This is a genomic window from Amycolatopsis bullii (assembly GCF_014654205.1).
GTDB classification, from domain to species: Bacteria; Actinomycetota; Actinomycetes; order Mycobacteriales; family Pseudonocardiaceae; genus Amycolatopsis; species Amycolatopsis plumensis.
Genome location: NZ_BNAW01000041.1, coordinates 1 through 16,748 on the forward strand (window position 1 = coordinate 1; position 16,748 = coordinate 16,748).

The 16,748-nt window shown below is 70.3% G+C and carries 19 protein-coding genes; 12 read left to right on the forward strand and 7 right to left on the reverse strand.

Annotation, left to right across the window (positions count from 1 at the left end; genetic code table 11):
- The first annotated feature begins 441 nt into the window (after nt 1-441).
- Entirely contained in the window at nt 442-1,830 is a 1,389-nt protein-coding gene (locus IE317_RS32730; RefSeq protein ID WP_191315234.1) for an LCP family protein, read from the forward strand.
- An 83-nt stretch (nt 1,831-1,913) separates the two neighbouring features.
- The gene (gene phoU, locus IE317_RS32735) at nt 1,914-2,579 is read left to right on the forward strand and encodes a phosphate signaling complex protein PhoU (protein ID WP_191315235.1); all 666 of its coding nucleotides are present in this window, start codon (nt 1,914-1,916) and stop codon (nt 2,577-2,579) included.
- A gap of 63 nt (nt 2,580-2,642) precedes the next feature.
- On the opposite strand, the gene pstB is transcribed toward phoU, so the two are convergent.
- The 6 genes from pstB to IE317_RS32765 all read right to left on the reverse strand — a co-directional run bounded on the left by pstB (nt 2,643) and on the right by IE317_RS32765 (nt 8,548).
- Nucleotides 2,643-3,419 (reverse strand): phosphate ABC transporter ATP-binding protein PstB, encoded by a 777-nt coding sequence (pstB, locus tag IE317_RS32740; RefSeq protein ID WP_086862623.1) that lies wholly within the window; start codon nt 3,417-3,419, stop codon nt 2,643-2,645.
- 10 nt (nt 3,420-3,429) lie between these two features.
- Nucleotides 3,430-4,350 carry a phosphate ABC transporter permease PstA gene (pstA, locus tag IE317_RS32745; RefSeq protein WP_191315236.1) on the reverse strand — a complete coding sequence of 307 codons (921 nt, stop codon included), beginning with the start codon at nt 4,348-4,350 and terminating at the stop codon, nt 3,430-3,432.
- A gap of 2 nt (nt 4,351-4,352) precedes the next feature.
- Nucleotides 4,353-5,276, reverse strand: coding sequence for a phosphate ABC transporter permease subunit PstC (gene pstC / locus IE317_RS32750; RefSeq protein WP_191315313.1), 924 nt, complete (start codon nt 5,274-5,276; stop codon nt 4,353-4,355).
- 197 nt (nt 5,277-5,473) lie between these two features.
- Entirely contained in the window at nt 5,474-6,604 is a 1,131-nt protein-coding gene (gene pstS / locus IE317_RS32755) for a phosphate ABC transporter substrate-binding protein PstS (RefSeq protein ID WP_191315237.1), read from the reverse strand.
- A gap of 226 nt (nt 6,605-6,830) precedes the next feature.
- On the reverse strand, nt 6,831-7,730 hold the full coding sequence (mshD, locus tag IE317_RS32760) for a mycothiol synthase (protein ID WP_191315238.1): 900 nt from the start codon (nt 7,728-7,730) through the stop codon (nt 6,831-6,833).
- A 68-nt stretch (nt 7,731-7,798) separates the two neighbouring features.
- Nucleotides 7,799-8,548 (reverse strand): winged helix-turn-helix transcriptional regulator, encoded by a 750-nt coding sequence (locus IE317_RS32765; RefSeq protein WP_191315239.1) that lies wholly within the window; start codon nt 8,546-8,548, stop codon nt 7,799-7,801.
- Nucleotides 8,549-8,700: 152 nt separating this feature from the next.
- Between IE317_RS32765 and IE317_RS32770 the strand changes: the two genes are divergently transcribed.
- The 9 genes from IE317_RS32770 to IE317_RS32810 all read left to right on the forward strand — a co-directional run bounded on the left by IE317_RS32770 (nt 8,701) and on the right by IE317_RS32810 (nt 14,728).
- Nucleotides 8,701-9,600, forward strand: coding sequence for an LmeA family phospholipid-binding protein (locus IE317_RS32770; RefSeq protein ID WP_191315240.1), 900 nt, complete (start codon nt 8,701-8,703; stop codon nt 9,598-9,600).
- A 10-nt stretch (nt 9,601-9,610) separates the two neighbouring features.
- Nucleotides 9,611-10,039 (forward strand): TlpA family protein disulfide reductase, encoded by a 429-nt coding sequence (locus tag IE317_RS32775; RefSeq protein ID WP_191315241.1) that lies wholly within the window; start codon nt 9,611-9,613, stop codon nt 10,037-10,039.
- 265 nt (nt 10,040-10,304) lie between these two features.
- A complete protein-coding gene (locus tag IE317_RS32780; protein WP_191315242.1) occupies nt 10,305-10,736 on the forward strand; it encodes a DUF4395 domain-containing protein in 432 nt (143 codons plus the stop codon).
- A gap of 33 nt (nt 10,737-10,769) precedes the next feature.
- On the forward strand, nt 10,770-11,606 hold the full coding sequence (locus IE317_RS32785) for a sulfurtransferase (protein ID WP_191315243.1): 837 nt from the start codon (nt 10,770-10,772) through the stop codon (nt 11,604-11,606).
- Nucleotides 11,606-11,917 carry a DUF1416 domain-containing protein gene (locus tag IE317_RS32790; protein ID WP_191315244.1) on the forward strand — a complete coding sequence of 104 codons (312 nt, stop codon included), beginning with the start codon at nt 11,606-11,608 and terminating at the stop codon, nt 11,915-11,917. Before IE317_RS32785 ends, IE317_RS32790 begins: the two co-directional genes overlap by 1 nt.
- 229 nt (nt 11,918-12,146) lie before the next feature.
- On the forward strand, nt 12,147-12,761 hold the full coding sequence (locus IE317_RS32795; protein ID WP_191315245.1) for an FABP family protein: 615 nt from the start codon (nt 12,147-12,149) through the stop codon (nt 12,759-12,761).
- 4 nt (nt 12,762-12,765) lie between these two features.
- Nucleotides 12,766-13,362 carry a 5-oxoprolinase subunit B family protein gene (locus IE317_RS32800; protein WP_191315246.1) on the forward strand — a complete coding sequence of 199 codons (597 nt, stop codon included), beginning with the start codon at nt 12,766-12,768 and terminating at the stop codon, nt 13,360-13,362.
- Nucleotides 13,359-14,204 carry a biotin-dependent carboxyltransferase family protein gene (locus IE317_RS32805; RefSeq protein ID WP_191315247.1) on the forward strand — a complete coding sequence of 282 codons (846 nt, stop codon included), beginning with the start codon at nt 13,359-13,361 and terminating at the stop codon, nt 14,202-14,204. Before IE317_RS32800 ends, IE317_RS32805 begins: the two co-directional genes overlap by 4 nt.
- 98 nt (nt 14,205-14,302) lie before the next feature.
- A complete protein-coding gene (locus IE317_RS32810) occupies nt 14,303-14,728 on the forward strand; it encodes a hypothetical protein (protein WP_191315314.1) in 426 nt (141 codons plus the stop codon).
- Here the strand turns inward: IE317_RS32810 and IE317_RS32815 are convergent.
- Nucleotides 14,707-15,555 (reverse strand): aminodeoxychorismate lyase, encoded by an 849-nt coding sequence (locus IE317_RS32815; protein WP_191315248.1) that lies wholly within the window; start codon nt 15,553-15,555, stop codon nt 14,707-14,709. The two genes, IE317_RS32810 and IE317_RS32815, sit on opposite strands and share 22 nt — an antisense overlap.
- Nucleotides 15,556-15,586: 31 nt before the next feature.
- Here IE317_RS32815 and ygfZ point away from each other — a divergent pair, with 31 nt between their 5' ends.
- Nucleotides 15,587-16,726, forward strand: coding sequence for a CAF17-like 4Fe-4S cluster assembly/insertion protein YgfZ (gene ygfZ, locus IE317_RS32820; protein WP_191315249.1), 1,140 nt, complete (start codon nt 15,587-15,589; stop codon nt 16,724-16,726).
- The last annotated feature ends 22 nt before the right edge of the window (nt 16,727-16,748 follow it).

A 16,748-nucleotide genomic window follows, 5' to 3' on the forward strand; every position in this document is an offset into this window, starting at 1 on the left:
CCCGCGGCCCCGGCCGAGCGCGCCACACCGGACGGTCCGGGACCTCGCCGCACTTCCGAAGCAGCCGCAGCCCAGCGCCCCGGAGGCGACGGGCCCGCTGGCCGCCGCCCCGCGAGCCCGGCCGAGACGGCCGTGCACGCCACACCCGACAGCCCAGCACCCCGCCGCGCCGGCGATAGGCCCGCAGGCCGCCGCCCCGCGGCACCGGCCGAGACGGCCGTGCGGGCCACACCGGACAGCCCAGCACCCCGCCGCACCGCCGAAGCAGCCGCAGCGCGTCGCGCCGCGGGTTCAACCGAGGCAGCCGGGCCTCAGCGCTCCGCAGGCGAGGCTCCCGCTGGCCGCCGAGCCCCGGCTCCGGCCGAACCGGCAACCCAGCGGGCCGCCGCTGGTTCAGATGGTTCAGCCGTCCCTCCGCGGGCTGCTCTTGACCCGCTGACCATGACCGACGAGATGGAAGCGATCGACGAGGCGACCCAGTACCGCCGCAAGATCGATCACACCCTCGCCCGGTTCTCCGCCGCCCACGATGAGATGGAAGCCGAAGAAGCCAAGCGGCGGGAACGCCGTGAACGGCTCTCGCCCGCCTCCCTCATCGAGAGCACCCGGACCGCCCTGCAGCGCGTTGTCACCACCGGTCCATCTGCCGAAGAAGAGGCCGCGCAGCAGGCGGAAGAGAGCCGGCTGCAGGCGAAGAAGCAGCGGACGGCGCTGGCCGGGCGGATCGCCGCCGCCGTGGTGGCCGGGCTCATCTTCCTCGGGATCGGGGGTGCTTGGGGCGCGCAGACCTACTTCGACGCCAAGTTCACCCAGGTCTCCGCGCTCGACGAGAACTCCGCCGACATCCAGGACGCCGAGGCGCAGGCCAACGACGAGAACTTCCTGATGGTCGGGTCCGACACCCGCGACGGCGCCACCGCCGAGGAAGGCGTCGGCACCGCCGACAGCACGCCGGGCGCCCGGAGCGACACCGTGATGGTCGCGCACATCCCGGCCGACCGGAAGCGCGTCGTCGTCACGTCGTTCCCGCGCGACCTCGAGGTCAACCGCCCGGACTGCCAGAAGTGGGACCCGGCGCAGAACAAGACGACCGACGAGATCTACAAGGGCGCGAAGTTCGCCAAGCTCAACACCGCCTACGCGGTCGGCGGCCCCGCGTGCGTCACCAAGGTGATCCAGCAGATCACCGGGCTGCGGATCAACCACTTCGTCGGCATCGACTTCAACGGCTTCAAGGAGATGGTCGACGCGGTGCACGGCGTCACCATCAACAACGAGATCCCGATCGACGACAGCATCCTCGGCAAGGTGCTGCTGCAGACCGGCGAGGTGACGATCTCCGGCGACCAGGCCCTGAACTTCGTCCGCGCCCGGCACGTCAAGGGCGACCCGACGTCCGACTACGGCCGGATCAAGCGGCAGCAGGAGTTCATCGGCGCGCTGCTGAAGAAGGTCATGTCCTCGGACGTCGTGCTCGACCCCGGCAAGCTCAGCGACTTCATCAACGCCTTCGCGAAGGCCACCTTCGGCGACAACCTCGGCGTCAAGCAGATGATGACGCTGGCGCAGTCGATGAAGGGCCTGGACCCGTCGAAGATCACGTTCCTCACCGTCCCCACGGTGGGCATGGCCAACAACCGCGGCAACGAGGTCCTCGTCGTCAGCAAGACGAAGGCCCTGTTCGACGCGCTGCGCAACAACACCCCGCTGCCCGACGCGAACGCGCCGGTCCCGGTGAGCGAGCAGGCCCCGCCGACCAGCACGTCGAAGGCGAAGCCCGGCAGCAGTTCCAAGTCGACGACCACCCGGAAGAGCACCTCCACGGGCTGATCCGCGAGGATCGTTAGTCCGGGTTCACGTGCGGTTCACCCGGCGATGCGGTATTTGGCCACGGTTGGCCGTAGGGTTGGGCCATGCGTGAGGCTTACCATGTCGAACTCGAACAGCTCGCCGACCACCTGGCCGCGATGTCGGTCCAGGTCGCCGAAGCGATGGAGCGCGCCACGCGGGCACTGCTGGAGGCCGATCTGAGCCTCGCCGAGCAGGTCATCAGCGACGACGCCAAGGTCGACGACGCCCGCGCCCAGTGCGAGGAGCAGGCGTACGCCCTGCTGGCCCTGCAGGCCCCGGTGGCGACCGACCTGCGCACGGTGCTCGCCGCGATCCACGCCGCGGAAAGCCTGGAGCGGATGGGCGACCTGGCGCTGCACGTGGCGAAGGCCGCGCGGCGCCGTCACCCCGAGCCGGTGCTGCCGGACGCGGTGCGGCCGTACTTCGCCGAGATGGGCGAGGTCGCGGTCAAGCTGGCCCGCCAGACCGAGCAGGTCATCAAGACGAAGGACGTCGAAGCGGCGAAGACGCTGGAGTCCGACGACGACCAGGTGGACGACATCCACCGCCACCTGTTCACGGTGATCATGGACCGCGAGTGGCCGCACGGCGTGGCCGCGGCGGTCGACGTGACGCTGCTGGGCCGCTTCTACGAGCGCTACGCCGACCACGCCGTCTCGGTCGCGAAGCGGATGATCTTCGTGGTCACCGGCAAGATGCCGGGCTACGGCTCCGGCGAAGACCTCTGAGCCACACCGACGAAGAAAGCCCCCGGCCGCGCGGCCGGGGGCTTTCTTCGTTCCACTGTGGACTCAGCCGAACCGGCCGGAAATGTAGTCCTCCGTGGCTTTTTCGTCCGGGTTGGAGAAGATCTTCTCCGTGTCGTTCAGCTCCACCAGCCGTCCCGGCTGGCCGACGCCGGCGAGGTTGAAGAACGCCGTCTGGTCGGAAACCCGGGCCGCCTGCTGCATGTTGTGCGTGACGATGACGATCGTGTAGTCCTTCTTCAGCTCACCGATCAGGTCCTCGATCGCCAGCGTGGAAATCGGGTCCAGGGCCGAGCACGGCTCGTCCATCAGCAGCACGTCCGGCTGGACCGCGATCGCGCGGGCGATGCACAGCCGCTGCTGCTGACCGCCCGAGAGCCCGCCGCCCGGCTTGTTGAGGCGGTCCTTGACCTCGTTCCACAGGTTCGCGCCGCGCAGGGCGCGCTCGGCGATGTCGTCGAGCGTCTTCTTTCCCTTGGTACCGCCCAGCTTCAGGCCCGCGACGACGTTGTCCTTGATGGACATCGTCGGGAACGGGTTGGGGCGCTGGAACACCATGCCGATCGTGCGGCGCACCTGGACCGGGTCGACCGCCGACGCGTAGATGTCCTCGCCGTCGAGCAGCACCTGGCCGTCCACGCGGGCGCCGGGGATCACTTCGTGCATGCGGTTGAGCGTGCGCAGCACCGTCGACTTGCCACAGCCCGACGGGCCGATGAAGGCGGTGACGTTGCGCGGCGGCACCGACAGGGTGACGCCGTCCACGGCGTGGAACTTGCCGTAGTAGATGTCCACGTCCTTGACGTCGATTCGCTTGGCCATCAGGAACAGCTCACTTCTTCTTCGGGGCGACGAGGCGCGCGAACACGGTGGCGAGGAGGTTGATCAGCGCGATGATGAGCACCAGGGTCAGTGCCGCACCCCAGATCCGGTCGAAGCCGACCGAGCCCGGGTCCATCGGGTTGCTGACGCGCTCGTTGTTCATCAACAGCGGCAGCGCGGCCTGCTCGCCGTGGAAGATGTCCCAGTTCGTGTAGGCCGAATAGCCGACGAGGACCAGCAGCGGCGCGGTTTCGCCCATCACGCGGGCCAGCGCCATCATGACGCCGCCGACGATGCCGGACAGCGCGGTCGGGAGCACGATCTTCATGATCGTCTTCCACTTCGGCACACCCAGCGCGTACGACGCCTCCCGCAGGTCGTCCGGGACGATCCGCAGCATCTCCTCGGACGAGCGGACGACCACCGGGATCATCAGCAGCACCAGGGCGAGCGAGACGGCGAACCCGCTGCGGGGCAGGCCGAGCGTGGTGATCCACAGCGCGTAGATGAACAGTGCGGCCACAATGGACGGAACGCCGGAGAGGATGTCCACCATGAACGTGGTCGCCTTGGCCAGCCTGCCGTTGCGGCCGTACTCGACGAGGTAGATCGCCACCAGCATGCCGATCGGCACGGCGATGACCGCGCACACCAGCCCCTGCAGCAGGGTGCCGACGATGGCGTGCAGCACGCCGCCGCCGACCTCGTCCGACAGGACGTCTCCGAAGTCCTCGGACCACCAGTTGCTGTACGGGATGCGCTTGATGCCGTACGCGATCACCGTGTACAGCACCCACACCAGCGGGACGACGGCGATCAGGAACGACAGCCAGACCAGCGTGGTCGCCAGTCCGTTCTTGACCTTGCGGGCCAGGCTGACCTGCTGGAACGCCGGAGTCGATGCGGGAGCTTCGAGCGTTGAGGTGGACATGCTCAGTCCCCCTTCTTGTCGCCGATGATGGACCGCGCGAAGAAGTTGACGACGAAGGTGAGCACGAACAGCACCAGGCCGGCCGCGATGTACGCGCCGGCCGAGACCTCGTTGTTGAACTCGCTGTAGTTCGCCGCGATCTTCGACGCGAAGGTGGCGCCGCCGTCGAAGAGGCTCCAGTCGAAGTTCTTGCCCTGCGGGATGAGCAGGATGACGGCCAGCGCGATCGTCTCGCCCAGTGCGCGGCCGAGGCCGAGCATGGACGCGCCGACGTAGCCGGCCTTGCCGAACGGCAGCACCGTGGTGCGGATGACCTCCCAGCGCGTGGCGCCGAGGGCGAGCGCGCCTTCGATGTGCGGGGTCGGCGTCCGCTCGAACACCTCGCGGGAGAGCGACGTGATGATCGGCAGGATCATCACGGCCAGCACGATGCCGGCGGTGAAGATGGTGCCGCGCACGCTCGGCGCGACGTTGCCGGGCGCCAGGATCGGGAACCACGAGAACGTCTCGTTGATCCACTGCGCGAACGGCTCGATCGCCGGGGCGAACACCAGGATGCCCCAGAGGCCGAAGATGATCGACGGCACCGCGGCGAGCAGGTCGATGACGTAGGCGAACGGGCGCGCCAGGCGCGGCGGCGCGTACTGGGTCAGGAACAGCGCGATGCCCAGCGAGATCGGCATCGCGATGATCAGGGCCACCACCGACGTCGCCACGGTGACCTCGAGCAGGTCGAGGATGCCGAACGACATGTTCGCCGGGTCGCTGGTCGACCAGCCGTGGTTGGTCAGGAAGTTGACCTTGTCGGCCTTCAGCGCCGGGATCGCCTGGATCAGCAGGAAGAGCCCGATCAGGCCGATCAGGGCGACGACGAAGATCCCGGCCCCGGTGGTCAGGTTCTGGAAGATGCGGTCACCGGGCCGCACCTTCTTCGGTTTGTCGCTCGCGGGCGGCTGCGGCGCCGCCGGGGAGCCTGGCTGTTCCGAAATCGGGACCTCCGGGGGCGTCGTGACGGACGACGAACGCCCACCGGGGTCGCCGGTGGGCGTTCGCGTCGAGGATGACTCGCTCATCAGGGCTTCTGACCAGCCTCTATCACTCGGATGTCAGTCGCAACGCCGGGTCAGGAGATGGCCTTGACGGCGGCCAGCACCTTGGTCTGCAGCGACTGCGGGATCGGCACGTAGCCCTTGGCGGACAGCGGCTTCTGCCCGTCGGTGGCGGCCACCGTCAGGAACGCCTTGACGGCCTTCGCGACGTCCGGGTTCGCGTACTTCGAGCAGACGATCTCGTAGGTGGTCAGCAGCAGCGGGTAGGCACCCGGGGTGTTGCTGGCGTAGATGCCGTTGAGGTCGAGCGCGAGGTCGTTCGAGCCCTCCTTGAGGAACTTGGCCGCGTCCAGGGACTTCGCCACGTTCTCCGAGGTGAGCTCGACGCCGCCGGAGCCGCTGTCGATCAGGGCCGGGGTCAGGCCGTCCTTGGCGAACGCGCCCTCGACGTAGGTGATGCCGCCGTCGGAGGCCTTCACCGCGGTCGCGACGCCGTTGGAGCCCTGCGCACCGTTGCCGACGCCACCGTTGAACTTCTTGCCGGCACCCTTGGTCCAGTCCGCCTTCGCGGCCGCGCCCAGGTACTTCTGGAAGTTGTCTGTGGTGCCGGACTCGTCGGCACGCGACACGACCTGGATGGGCTTGTCCGGCAGGTTCAGGCTCTCGTTGCCCTTGACCGCCTTGATGGCCGGGTCGTTCCACTTGGTGATGGCGCCGCTGAAGATCTTGGCGGTCACCGACGGGGTCAGCACCAGCTTGTCCACCCCGGACAGCTTGTAGGCGACCGCGATCGGGCCGACGACCAGCGGGATGTTCCAGGCGTCGCTGGCGCAGCGGGCCTTGGCGGCCTCGGCGTCGGCGTCCTTGATCGGCGAGTCGGAGCCGCCGAAGTCGATCTGGTTGGCGGTGAACTGCTTGACGCCAGCGCCCGAACCGCTCGGGTTGTAGTTGACCTGCTGGCCCGCGCACTTCTTGCCGTACTGCTGCGTGAAGATGTCGATGGCGTTCTTCTGGGCCGACGAACCTTCCGCGGAGAGCGGGCTCTTGCCGCCGCACTCCACGTCGGCGGTGCCGGTCGCAGCGGGCGCCGAAGCCGAGTTCGAGCTGCTGCTGTTGGTCGCCGCGGGGTCGGAACCACAGGCGGCGAGCACGAGGGCGGCGCTCGCGACGATGCCCACCGCGCTCAGGGGCCGCATGATCTTCACTGCTGTTTCCTCCATCAGGAGCTTGACCGGGTCGTCGCGGCTGTGCTGCCGCGCCGGATCCGGACATTAGGCAGCCCTGGTGGACGGTCGCCCCTCTCCAGATGAACGCAAAGTGAACAAGGTCGCCGATGTGAGCAGTGCTACTACCCTGAGAGGCCGCCGTGTCCGGGCTGTGACCTGCGCGTTTGCCGTCAGTGACAAGACGCTCGCGCCGCGTCGACCGTGGTCACCGACCGTACTGGACGTCGGTTTCGTGACGGCTGAACCCGAGCTTGGTGTAGACCGCCAGCGCCGGTGCGTTGTCGCCCTCGACGTACAGGATGATCTGCCGCAGCCCGCGGCCGGCGAGGTACCGCAGCCCGGCGAGGGTGAGCGCCCGTCCGAGCCCGCCGCCCTGCGCGGCCGGGTCGACACCGACGACGTAGACCTCGCCGACGCGCTCGCCACCGAACCGGCCGGGTGTCGGCTCGTGCACCTTCGTCCAGTGGAACCCGATGACCTCACCGTCCTCTTCCGCGAGGAAGAAGCCATCGGCGTCGAACCACGGCCGCCGCTCGTCGGCGCGGACGTCGTCGGCGGTCAGGGCGCCCTGCTCGGGGTGCCAGTCGAAGGCCCGCGCGTTCACCCGGACGACGGCGTCCTCGTCCTGGCCCGGCACGAAGGTCCGCAGCGAGACGCCGTCGCGCAGGACCGGCTCCGGCCAGTCCGAGCCTTCGACGTCGACGTGCAGGATCAGCAGCTCGCGCTTGCGCTCCAGGCCCGTCTTCACCGCCAGCTTCCGCGCGGCCGGGTGGTCGCCGTGCGCCCAGACGCGGAATCCGACGGCGGCGCGCTCGTCGAGCGCCTGAAGCAGCTTCGCGCCGTAGCCGCGGTTGCGGTGGGCGGGGTGCACGAACAGCTCGGCGACCTGGTGCCCGAACGAGTTACCGGTGGTGTTGAGGTGTGCGTACCCGACGACCTCGCCCTCGACGCAGGCGACGAGGTGCTCCCCGCCGTCGAACTCGCCGGGCAGCGCGCCGTCGGGTTCGACCTCGGGCCGCCCATCCGCCTCGCGCACGGCCAGCAGCAGCCCGCGCACGTCCGCCAGTTGCTTCTCGTCCAGTTCCTGCCGCCACTCTCCGGTCACCCCTGCGACCGTACCCGTGGCAGAGGCAACGCGACGGTTGTCGCCGCGTCCAGGTGAAGGTGGGGACGTCAGTGGGTGAGTTCGGCAGGCTCGGCGGGCGCTTCCGCCTGCGCGGGCACGCCCGGCCGCGGGCCGCCGCTCTTGGCAGGCCGCTCGAACTTGTAGCCGACGTTGCGCACGGTGCCGATCATCTGCTCGTGCTCGGGGCCGAGCTTGGCGCGCAGCCGCCGGACGTGCACGTCGACCGTGCGGGTGCCCCCGAAGAAGTCGTAGCCCCAGACCTCCTGCAGCAGCTGGGCGCGGGTGAACACCCGGCCCGCGTGCTGCGCGAGGTACTTGAGCAGCTCGAACTCCTTGTAGGTGAGCTCGAGGGTGCGCTTGCGCAGGCGCGCGGTGTAGGTCGCCTCGTCGATCACCAGCTCGCCGACCCGCAGCTCGGCGTCGACCTGCGCGGAACCGCCGTCGCGGGTGGTCACCAGCCGCAGCCGGGCGTCGACCTCGGCCGGGCCGGCGGTCGGGAGCAGGATGTCGTCGGTGCGCCACTCGGCGCTCACGGCGACGAGCCCGCCTTCGCCGACGACCGCGATGATCGGGGTGGCCGCCTCGTCCTCGCCGGTGCCCTTGAGCAGGCGGCAGAGGCTCTTCGCCGAGGCCAGGTCGCTGCGGGCGTCGAGGAGGATCACGTCACGGTGACCCGCGTCGAGCAGGGCCGTCACCTCAGGAGCGCGGACGCGTACGGTGTGCGGCAGCAGGTCCAGCGCGGGAAGCACCGAGGTGGCGTCGGCCTCCGCAGTCAGTACCAGAAGGTCCAGGCTCATCAGCCGCACCGCCTTCTCGAGTCGTCGCCGCACAGCGGCGTTGGTCGGTGCTAAGTGAGAATAGCGGCTGAACGGCCGGGCACCTAACCCTTGCTGGATCGATCACACCTGGAGGAATCCGGGTGCCCCCGACGAACAGGAGTACGGACGCGATGGTGAGCAGGCCCGTGACCCGGGACGACCGACCCGCACCGAGGCCCGACGCACGACGCCGCGGCCGCCGTGCCCGGCGCTGGGTGATCGCTGTCGCAGTGTTGATTCTTCTGCTGGTCGGCGCCGATTTCGGAGCCGCCGCGTTCGCCGAGCACATGATTTCGCAGAAGGCCCGGACGCAGCTGCAGCTGAACGACGACCCGTCGGTGACGATCCACGGCTTCCCGTTCCTCACCCAGGCGCTCGGCGGTGACTACCGTCACATCAGCGTGTCCGCCGCCGGCCTCCCGGTCGCCGGCAAGCTGCAGGACGTCGCGGTGAACGCTGAACTCGAGGACGTCACCGCCCCGCTGTCGGACATCACGAACGGCAACACGAAGGCGATCACCATCGGCAAGCTGACCGGTTCGGTCACCATCAAGGCCGCCGACCTGGCGCGGCTGTCCCCGCTGGACAAGATCAAGGACCTGCGGATCGAGCCGTCGACCACCGAATACGTCCAGAACGGCGACAGCGGGCAGAGCGAGCCGGCGCCGACCACGACGAAGACCACCGAGGGCCAGCCCGACCAGGACGAGTCGAGCACCGGTGTCCGCATTTCGGGACACCTTCCGTTCGCGGGCAAGGATCTGGAAATCTTCTGCTTCGCGATGATCGAGGCCGACGCCGCGAAGGGCACGATCAACTTCCTCCCCAAGCGGCTGCAGTTCGGGAATGACCAGGAGACCACGGTCGTTCCCCAGGCGGTGCAGAAGGCGCTGCTGCCGAACTTCAACGCGTCGATCGGCACGAAGGACCTGCCCCTGTCGGTCACCCCGACCGGCGTGCGGGTGCAGAGCGGATCGATCACCATCAAGGGCAAGGCGGCGAACGTGTCCTTCGCGGACCTGAGCAAGTAGGGACGGTGCGGTGACGGGGCTGTGGGTGCTCGTGGCGACGCTGGTGGCCGCCGCGGCCGTCGGTGCGCTGCTCAAGGCCCGGAACGGCCGGGTGCGGGCCGCCAAGCCCGCCGCCCGTGAGCTGCCCGCCCCCGTCACCGACGTGCTGGACCCGGCGTCCGCCGTGACGCTGGTCCAGATCTCCACCACCTTCTGCGCGCCCTGCCGGCACGCGAAGGCGGTGCTCGCGCCGCTGGCCGAGCGCACCGACGGCCTGCACCACGTCGAGCTCGACGTGACGAACCAGCCGGAGGTCGCGCAGTCGCTGTCCGTGCTGCGGACGCCGACCACGATCGCGCTGACCCCGGACGGCCGGGAGCTGCTGCGCGTCGGCGGCGTCCCGAAGGGCCCGGAACTGCTGGACGCCCTGCGGCCGCATCTCACGACTCGGACGTCTTGACCCGGAATTCTCCCGGATTCCGAGAATCGTCCCAAGGTATGAACGTGGTTCCCACCTTCAGAGAGCGCTGGGTACCCTCGCACCCGTGACCGGGCTGACCAGCTTCTTCTTGACGCAGCGGCGCGCAGTGGACCTCTGCCGCGTCCGCAGCAGCCTGTGTCGCGTTCAGTCCGACCGGCACTGAACTCCCGATCCGGTCCCCGCCAGCCCTGATGCCGCTGACGCGTGCCGTTCGCACGCACCCCTTGCTCCAGCTGGAGGCACCATGTCCGCCGGACCGGCCGTCGACCCGCGAGGCCCGCGGTTCGCCGCCATCCTGACCACGATCGTGCTCGCGGTCGTCCTGGTCACCGAGTGGTGGCCACTGCTGGCGATCCAGACCGTCGTCTTCGCCATCGGCGCGTTCATCGGGCTCAAACCGGCGCCGTACTCGCTGGTGTACCGCTATTTGATCGCCCCGCGCCTCGGTCCCACGACCGAGCGGGAGGACGCGGCGCCGCTGCGGTTCGCCCAGGCCGTCGGGTTCGTGTTCGCCCTGGTCGGCACGGTCGGCTTCGCCGCCGGGATCACCCCGCTCGGCATCGTCGCGACGGCGTTCGCGCTGTTCGCGGCCTTCCTCAACGCGGCCTTCAACTTCTGCCTGGGCTGCGAAATGTACTTGCTCATCAAACGCTTCAGCCCCGCCCGCGCGTCCTGATTGAAGTTCCAACCAGAAAGAGAGTCCAAGTCCATGAGCCGTGAAGACGTCCTGGTCACCACCCAGTGGGCCGAGGAGAACCTGGACACCCCCGGCGTCGTGTTCGCCGAGGTCGACGAGGACACCACCGCCTACGACGCCGGCCACATCCGGGGCGCGGTGAAGTTCGACTGGCGGAACGACCTGCAGGACGGGGTGCGCCGCGACTTCGTCTCCAAGGAGGGCTTCGAGAAGCTCCTCTCGGAGAAGGGCATCTCCAACGACGACCTCGTGATCCTCTACGGCGGCAACAACAACTGGTTCGCCGCGTACGCGTACTGGTACTTCAAGCTGTACGGCCACGAGAAGGTCAAGCTGCTCGACGGCGGCCGCAAGAAGTGGGAGCTCGACGGCCGTGAGCTGAACTCCGACGAGGTCAAGCGCGACCGCACCGAGTACAAGGCCCAGGACCAGGACCTGTCGCTGCGCGCGTTCCGCGACGAGGTCGTCCAGTCGATCGGCTCGAAGAACTTCATCGACGTCCGCTCGCCCGACGAGTTCTCCGGCAAGCTGCTCGCCCCGGCGCACCTGCCGCAGGAGCAGTCCCAGGTTCCCGGCCACATCCCCGGCGCGCTGAACGTGCCGTGGGCGAAGGTCGCCAACGAGGACGGCACCTTCAAGACCGAGGAAGAGATCAAGGAGCTGTACAAGGACGAGGGCATCGACGAGGGCAAGGGCACCATCGCCTACTGCCGCATCGGTGAGCGCTCCTCGATCGCGTGGTTCGCGCTCCACGAGCTGCTGGGCTACCAGGACGTGAAGAACTACGACGGTTCATGGACGGAATACGGCTCGCTCGTCGGCGTGCCGGTCGAGTTGGGAGCCAAGTGATGGCGGTTGACGACAGCTGCGGCGCACCGGTCCAGGAGGCCACGCCGGCGGACTTCGACACGCGCGGGCAGGTCGTGCTCGCCGGCAAGGTGACCGGAGCGGACGGGCCGGTCGGCGGCGCGTTCGTCCGGCTCCTGGACGGCGGCGGCGACTTCACCGGCGAGGTGGTCTCCTCGGCCGACGGCGACTTCCGCTTCTACGCGGCGCCGGGCGAGTGGACCGTCCGCGCCCTGCACCGCTCCGGCAACGGCGAAGCCTCGGTCACCGCCGAGGGCCCCGGCCTGCACCAGCTGGCCATCTCCGTCGGCTGAGTCGGTTTCCCGCGAAGGCCTTCCTGCTCCGGCAGGGAGGCCTTCGCCGCGTTCCGGCCGGGTGACTGTGCTCACCGCGGCGACCCTGCGCAGGGCCGTCCGGAGCCGGGCGGACTATTCTGCGCGTGTGGAAGCCTTCTTTACGACTCTGCTGGTCCTCGCCGGCATCGCGATCACCTGGTTCGCCGTGTACGTCGTCTACCGGCTGTACGCGGACCAGCGCTGACCCATGACCGCCAGCGGCGACGAAGCCATCGTGGCAGCGGAGAAGCGCGCGGAAAGCACCCGCGACCGCAACCTCCCACTGTGGGACGACCTGCCCATCCCGAACGACACCGCGAACCTGCGTGAGGGACCGAACCTCAACGACGCCTGCCTCGCGCTGCTGCCGCTCGTCGGCGTCTGGCGTGGTGAGGGCGAGGTCGACTACCCGACCATCGACGGCCCGCGCAAGTTCGCGCAGCAGCTGACGATCTCCCACGACGGCCGCCCGTTCCTGATCCACGAGTCCCGGGCGTGGCTGCTGGACGACGAAGGCAACGTCATCCGTCCCGCCGCCCGCGAGTCCGGGTTCTGGCGGCCGCATGCGGACGACACGATCGAGCTGCTGCTCACCCACAACACCGGCATCGTCGAGCTGTACTACGGCAAGCCGCGCAACCAGACGTCCTGGGAGCTCGGCACCGACGCGGTGATCCGCACGGCCACGGCCAAGGACGTCACCGCGGCCCAGCGCCTGTACGGCCTGATCGAAGGCTCCCTCGGCTACGTCGAGGAGCGGGCCATGGTGGGCCAGGAGATGCAGCCCCACACCTCGGCGCTGCTGCACCGCGTCGTCGGCTGACGCCGTGCGCTGGCGGCGGTGTGGCGAGGACGCCGCCCTGCTCGACTGCGACTCGCTCGACCAGGCACGGGCCGCTCACGCCACCGTGCTCGCCGCCCGGCCGCCCGGGGTCGTCGACCTGGTGCCGGGCGCGCGCAGCCTGCTCGTCGTCGGCGGCGTCGCGGCCGTGCGGGCCCTGCTCGAAGACGCCGATCTCGCGCACCCGCCCGCGGGCGAGCCCCGCGAAGTGACCCTCGACGTCCGCTACGACGGCGAGGACCTGGCCCTGATCGCTGCCGACGGCGGGATCTCGCCCGAGGCCGTCGTCGCGATGCACACCGAAGCCGTCTACACGGTCGCGTTCACCGGGTTCGCCCCCGGCTTCGGCTACCTGACCGGCCTTCCCCCGCAGCTCCGGCAGCCTCGCCTGGAGTCGCCGCGCACCCGCGTCCCGGCCGGGTCGGTCGGGCTGGCCGGCGAGTTCACCGGCGTCTACCCGCGGGAGTCGCCCGGCGGCTGGCGGCTGCTCGGGCACACGTCGGCGACGCTGTTCGACCCCCACGCGGACCCGCCCGCGTTGTTCGCGCCGGGGGACCGCGTCCGCTTCCGGAACGTCCGATGAGGCGCCTGGAGGTGCTCGACCCCGGGCGGTACGCGCTGGTCGAGGACCTGGGCCGGCCCGGATACGCCCACCTGGGGGTCGCCCCTTCGGGGGCCCTCGACACGGCGTCGCTGCGGCTCGCGAACCGGCTGGTGGGCAACGCCGAGGCCGCCGCCGGGATCGAGGCACTGCTCGGCGGGCTCTCCGTGCGCTTCACGGCCGCGGTGACCGCGGCGGTGACGGGCCCGCCGGTCGACGTCCGGATCGACGGCCGGTCCACCGGCTCCCATGCGCCGCTGGCGGTGCGCGCGGGGCAGACCCTCACGCTGGGTACGCCTTCCGCGGGCCTGCGCTGCTACCTGGCGGTGTCCGGGGGCATCGCGGTGGAGCCGGTGCTGGGCAGCCGCTCCCGGGACGTCCTGTCCGGCATCGGCCCGCCGCCGTTGCGCGCCGGCGACGTCTTCCCCCTGGGCGAGCCCGGGATTCCCGTCGGTGCGGACGTCGTCGTGCCCGTGCGGGCACCGGGCGAACTCGTGGTGCCGGTGACGCTCGGCCCGCGCGACGACTGGTTCGACGACCCGGCCGGCGGGCTCTCGGCGGGCTGGACGGTCACGGCCGAGTCGAACCGCGTCGGCCTGCGCCTGGACGGGACGCCACTGCGCCGGGCCATCGATGGCGAGCTGCCCAGCGAGGGTGTCGTCACCGGCGCGATCCAGGTGCCGCCGAACGGGCTGCCGGTGGTGTTCCTCGCCGACCACCCGACCACCGGCGGCTATCCGGTCGCCGCCGTGGTCGGAACGGCCGCGTTGAGCGCTCTCGCGCAGGCTCGGCCGGGTACCCGAATCCGCTTCCGGCCTTCCTGAGCAAGGCGTACCGCCGCGCGGGTGAGACCCGGGTCACCCCGTGCACCCGTCCGGGTAGGGGCCGGAACCTTGTCGCGCCGCCGCCCGTCCTCATGAGTGTGGAACAGGTGACGATCAGCGGTGGCACGGGTTTCCTCGACGTGAACGCGCGGGCGCGGGCGGAGCTGCCCCAGTCGCTGCGGATCGCGCTGGCCACCGGGCAGCTGCGCCGTCCGCTGGCCACCACGCTCGGACCGGTCCTCGACCTGCTCGTCGACGGCGACTACCGGGTGAGCGGCCCGGAGCGGCTGCCGGCCGACCGGCTGCTCACGCCGACCGACGCCTGGCCGCCGCCGGACGAGTCCCGCGTCGGCTACTACCGCGCCGCCATCCGCACCGGACACCGGCCGGTCGCGGTGGTGCTGGCCGACGGCGAACGCGAGCTGATCCTCGACGGCCACCACAAGATCGCCGCCTACCGCGCCGAAGAGGTCGCCCCCGCCGTCGTCCGGATCACCCAGGGTCAGGCGTATTCGCCTTCGTAGGCCGCGACGAGCTCGGCGTACACCGCCGCGGAATCGGGCAGCCGCTCGCCGTCGAGCGTGTGCACCCGGGTCAGCTTGCGGACGCTGGAGGCCATGAACACGCCGTCGCCCTCGACGAGGTCGCGCACGGTCAGCGGCTCCACCTTGACCGCCCAGCCCGCCTTCTCGGCGCCGCGGAACACCGCGGCCTGGGTGGTGCCCGGCAGGATCCCGATGCTCGACGGCGGCGTGTAGAGCGTCCGCCCCTTCGCGAGCACGACGGTCGAGGTCGGCCCTTCGAACACCGAACCGTCGGCCGCGGTGAAAATCACATCTTCGGCCCCGCGGCGCCCGGCCTCCCGCACGGCGGCCATGTTCATCGCGTACGACAACGGCTTCGCGCCGAGCAGCAGCCAGGGCGCGCGCTCGGCGAGATCCGGCGGGAAACCGCGTTCGAGGGTGATCGCGGCGACGCCGTCGGCACGCGCTTTCAGCGTCGACGGCGCGACCTCCGAACCGAGCGCGAAACCGGTCGGCACCGCGGCCGGGTCGCCATCGGATCCCCGCGTGTACACCAGTTTCAGCACCATTTCGGGTCCGCCGGCCCACCTTTCGAGCACCAGCGAAACGACCCGGTCCCAAGCCGCGAGGTCCGGCTCGGGCAGGTCGAGCATGGCCGCCGAACGGGCCAGCCGCTCGAGGTGCGGCCGCAGTTCCCGGGGCTTGCCGTCGACGACGAGGATCGTCTCGAAGACGCCGTCGCCGCGCAGCAGCCCGAGGTCGTCGACCTTGATCTGGGCCGCGTCGGGGTCGGCCGGGGTTCCGTCGAGGAAGACGAGGACGCGCATGGGCACACGGTACTCACCTAGGCTGGGTGGTATGCCGTACCGCTCGCCGCTGCTGGACGTGCCCGGATCGATCCCTCCCCCCGAGTCAGACACTGTGCACCCCGAGGCCGGAGTGCCCTGGCACTGGGGAGACCCCTTCGCGGAGCAGCGCACGGCCTCGCGCAGCGTGGTCGTGATCGACCGCTCGCACCGCGAGTTCCTCGCCGTGACCGGCGAAGAACGGCTCTCGTGGCTGCACCTGGTGATCTCCCAGCACGTGACCGGCCTGGCCGAGGGCTCGGGCACCGAGGCGCTGGTGCTCGACAGCCAGGGCCGCGTCGAGACGCACATGGTGGTCGCGCACCTCGACGGCACGGTGTACCTCGACTCGGACCCGGGCTCGAAGGTCACCAGTGCGCTGCCCAAGGGCGGCCCGCAGACGCTGCACGAGTACCTCGAGGCGATGAAGTTCTGGTCCAAGGTGGACATCCGGGACGCGACCGGCGAGCTCGCGCTGCTCACCGTGCTCGGCCCGGACGCCGAACGCGTGCTGAGCGCGGTCGGCGCCGAAGTCGGCCCGGAGCCGTACGCGGTGGCGGCGTTGCCGGGTGGCGGGTTCGCGCGGCGGATGCCCTGGCCGGGCCGGTGGAGCGTCGACCTGGCGGTGCCCCGCGCCGCGCTGGTGGACTGGTGGAAGCGGCTGACCGACGCCGGCGCCCGCGCGGCGGGCAGCTGGGTGTTCGACGCGCTGCGTGTCGAGTCGGTGCGCCCGCGGCTCGGTGTCGACACCGACGACCGCACGATCCCGCACGAGGTGGGCTGGGTCGGCTCGGCCGCGCACGTCGCGAAGGGCTGCTACCGCGGCCAGGAAACGGTGTCGAAGGTCCACAACGTGGGACGTCCGCCGCGGAACCTGCTCCTGCTGCACCTCGACGGCTCGCCCGAGGTGACCCCGGAGACCGGCGACCCGGTGCTGCTCGACGGCCGGACGGTCGGCCGGATCGGCACGGTGATCCAGCACCACGAGCTCGGCCCGATCGCGTTGGCGCTGGTCAAGCGCTCGACGCCGGTGGGAGCGGAGCTGCTGGCGGGGTCGGAGGACAACCTCGTCCAGGCGGCGATCGACCCCGATTCGGTGCCCGCGGAACAGCCCGCGCCGGGGCGCGCGGCAGCGGCGCAACTCCGTGGCTGAACGAAAGCCCCTGACAGCGAGA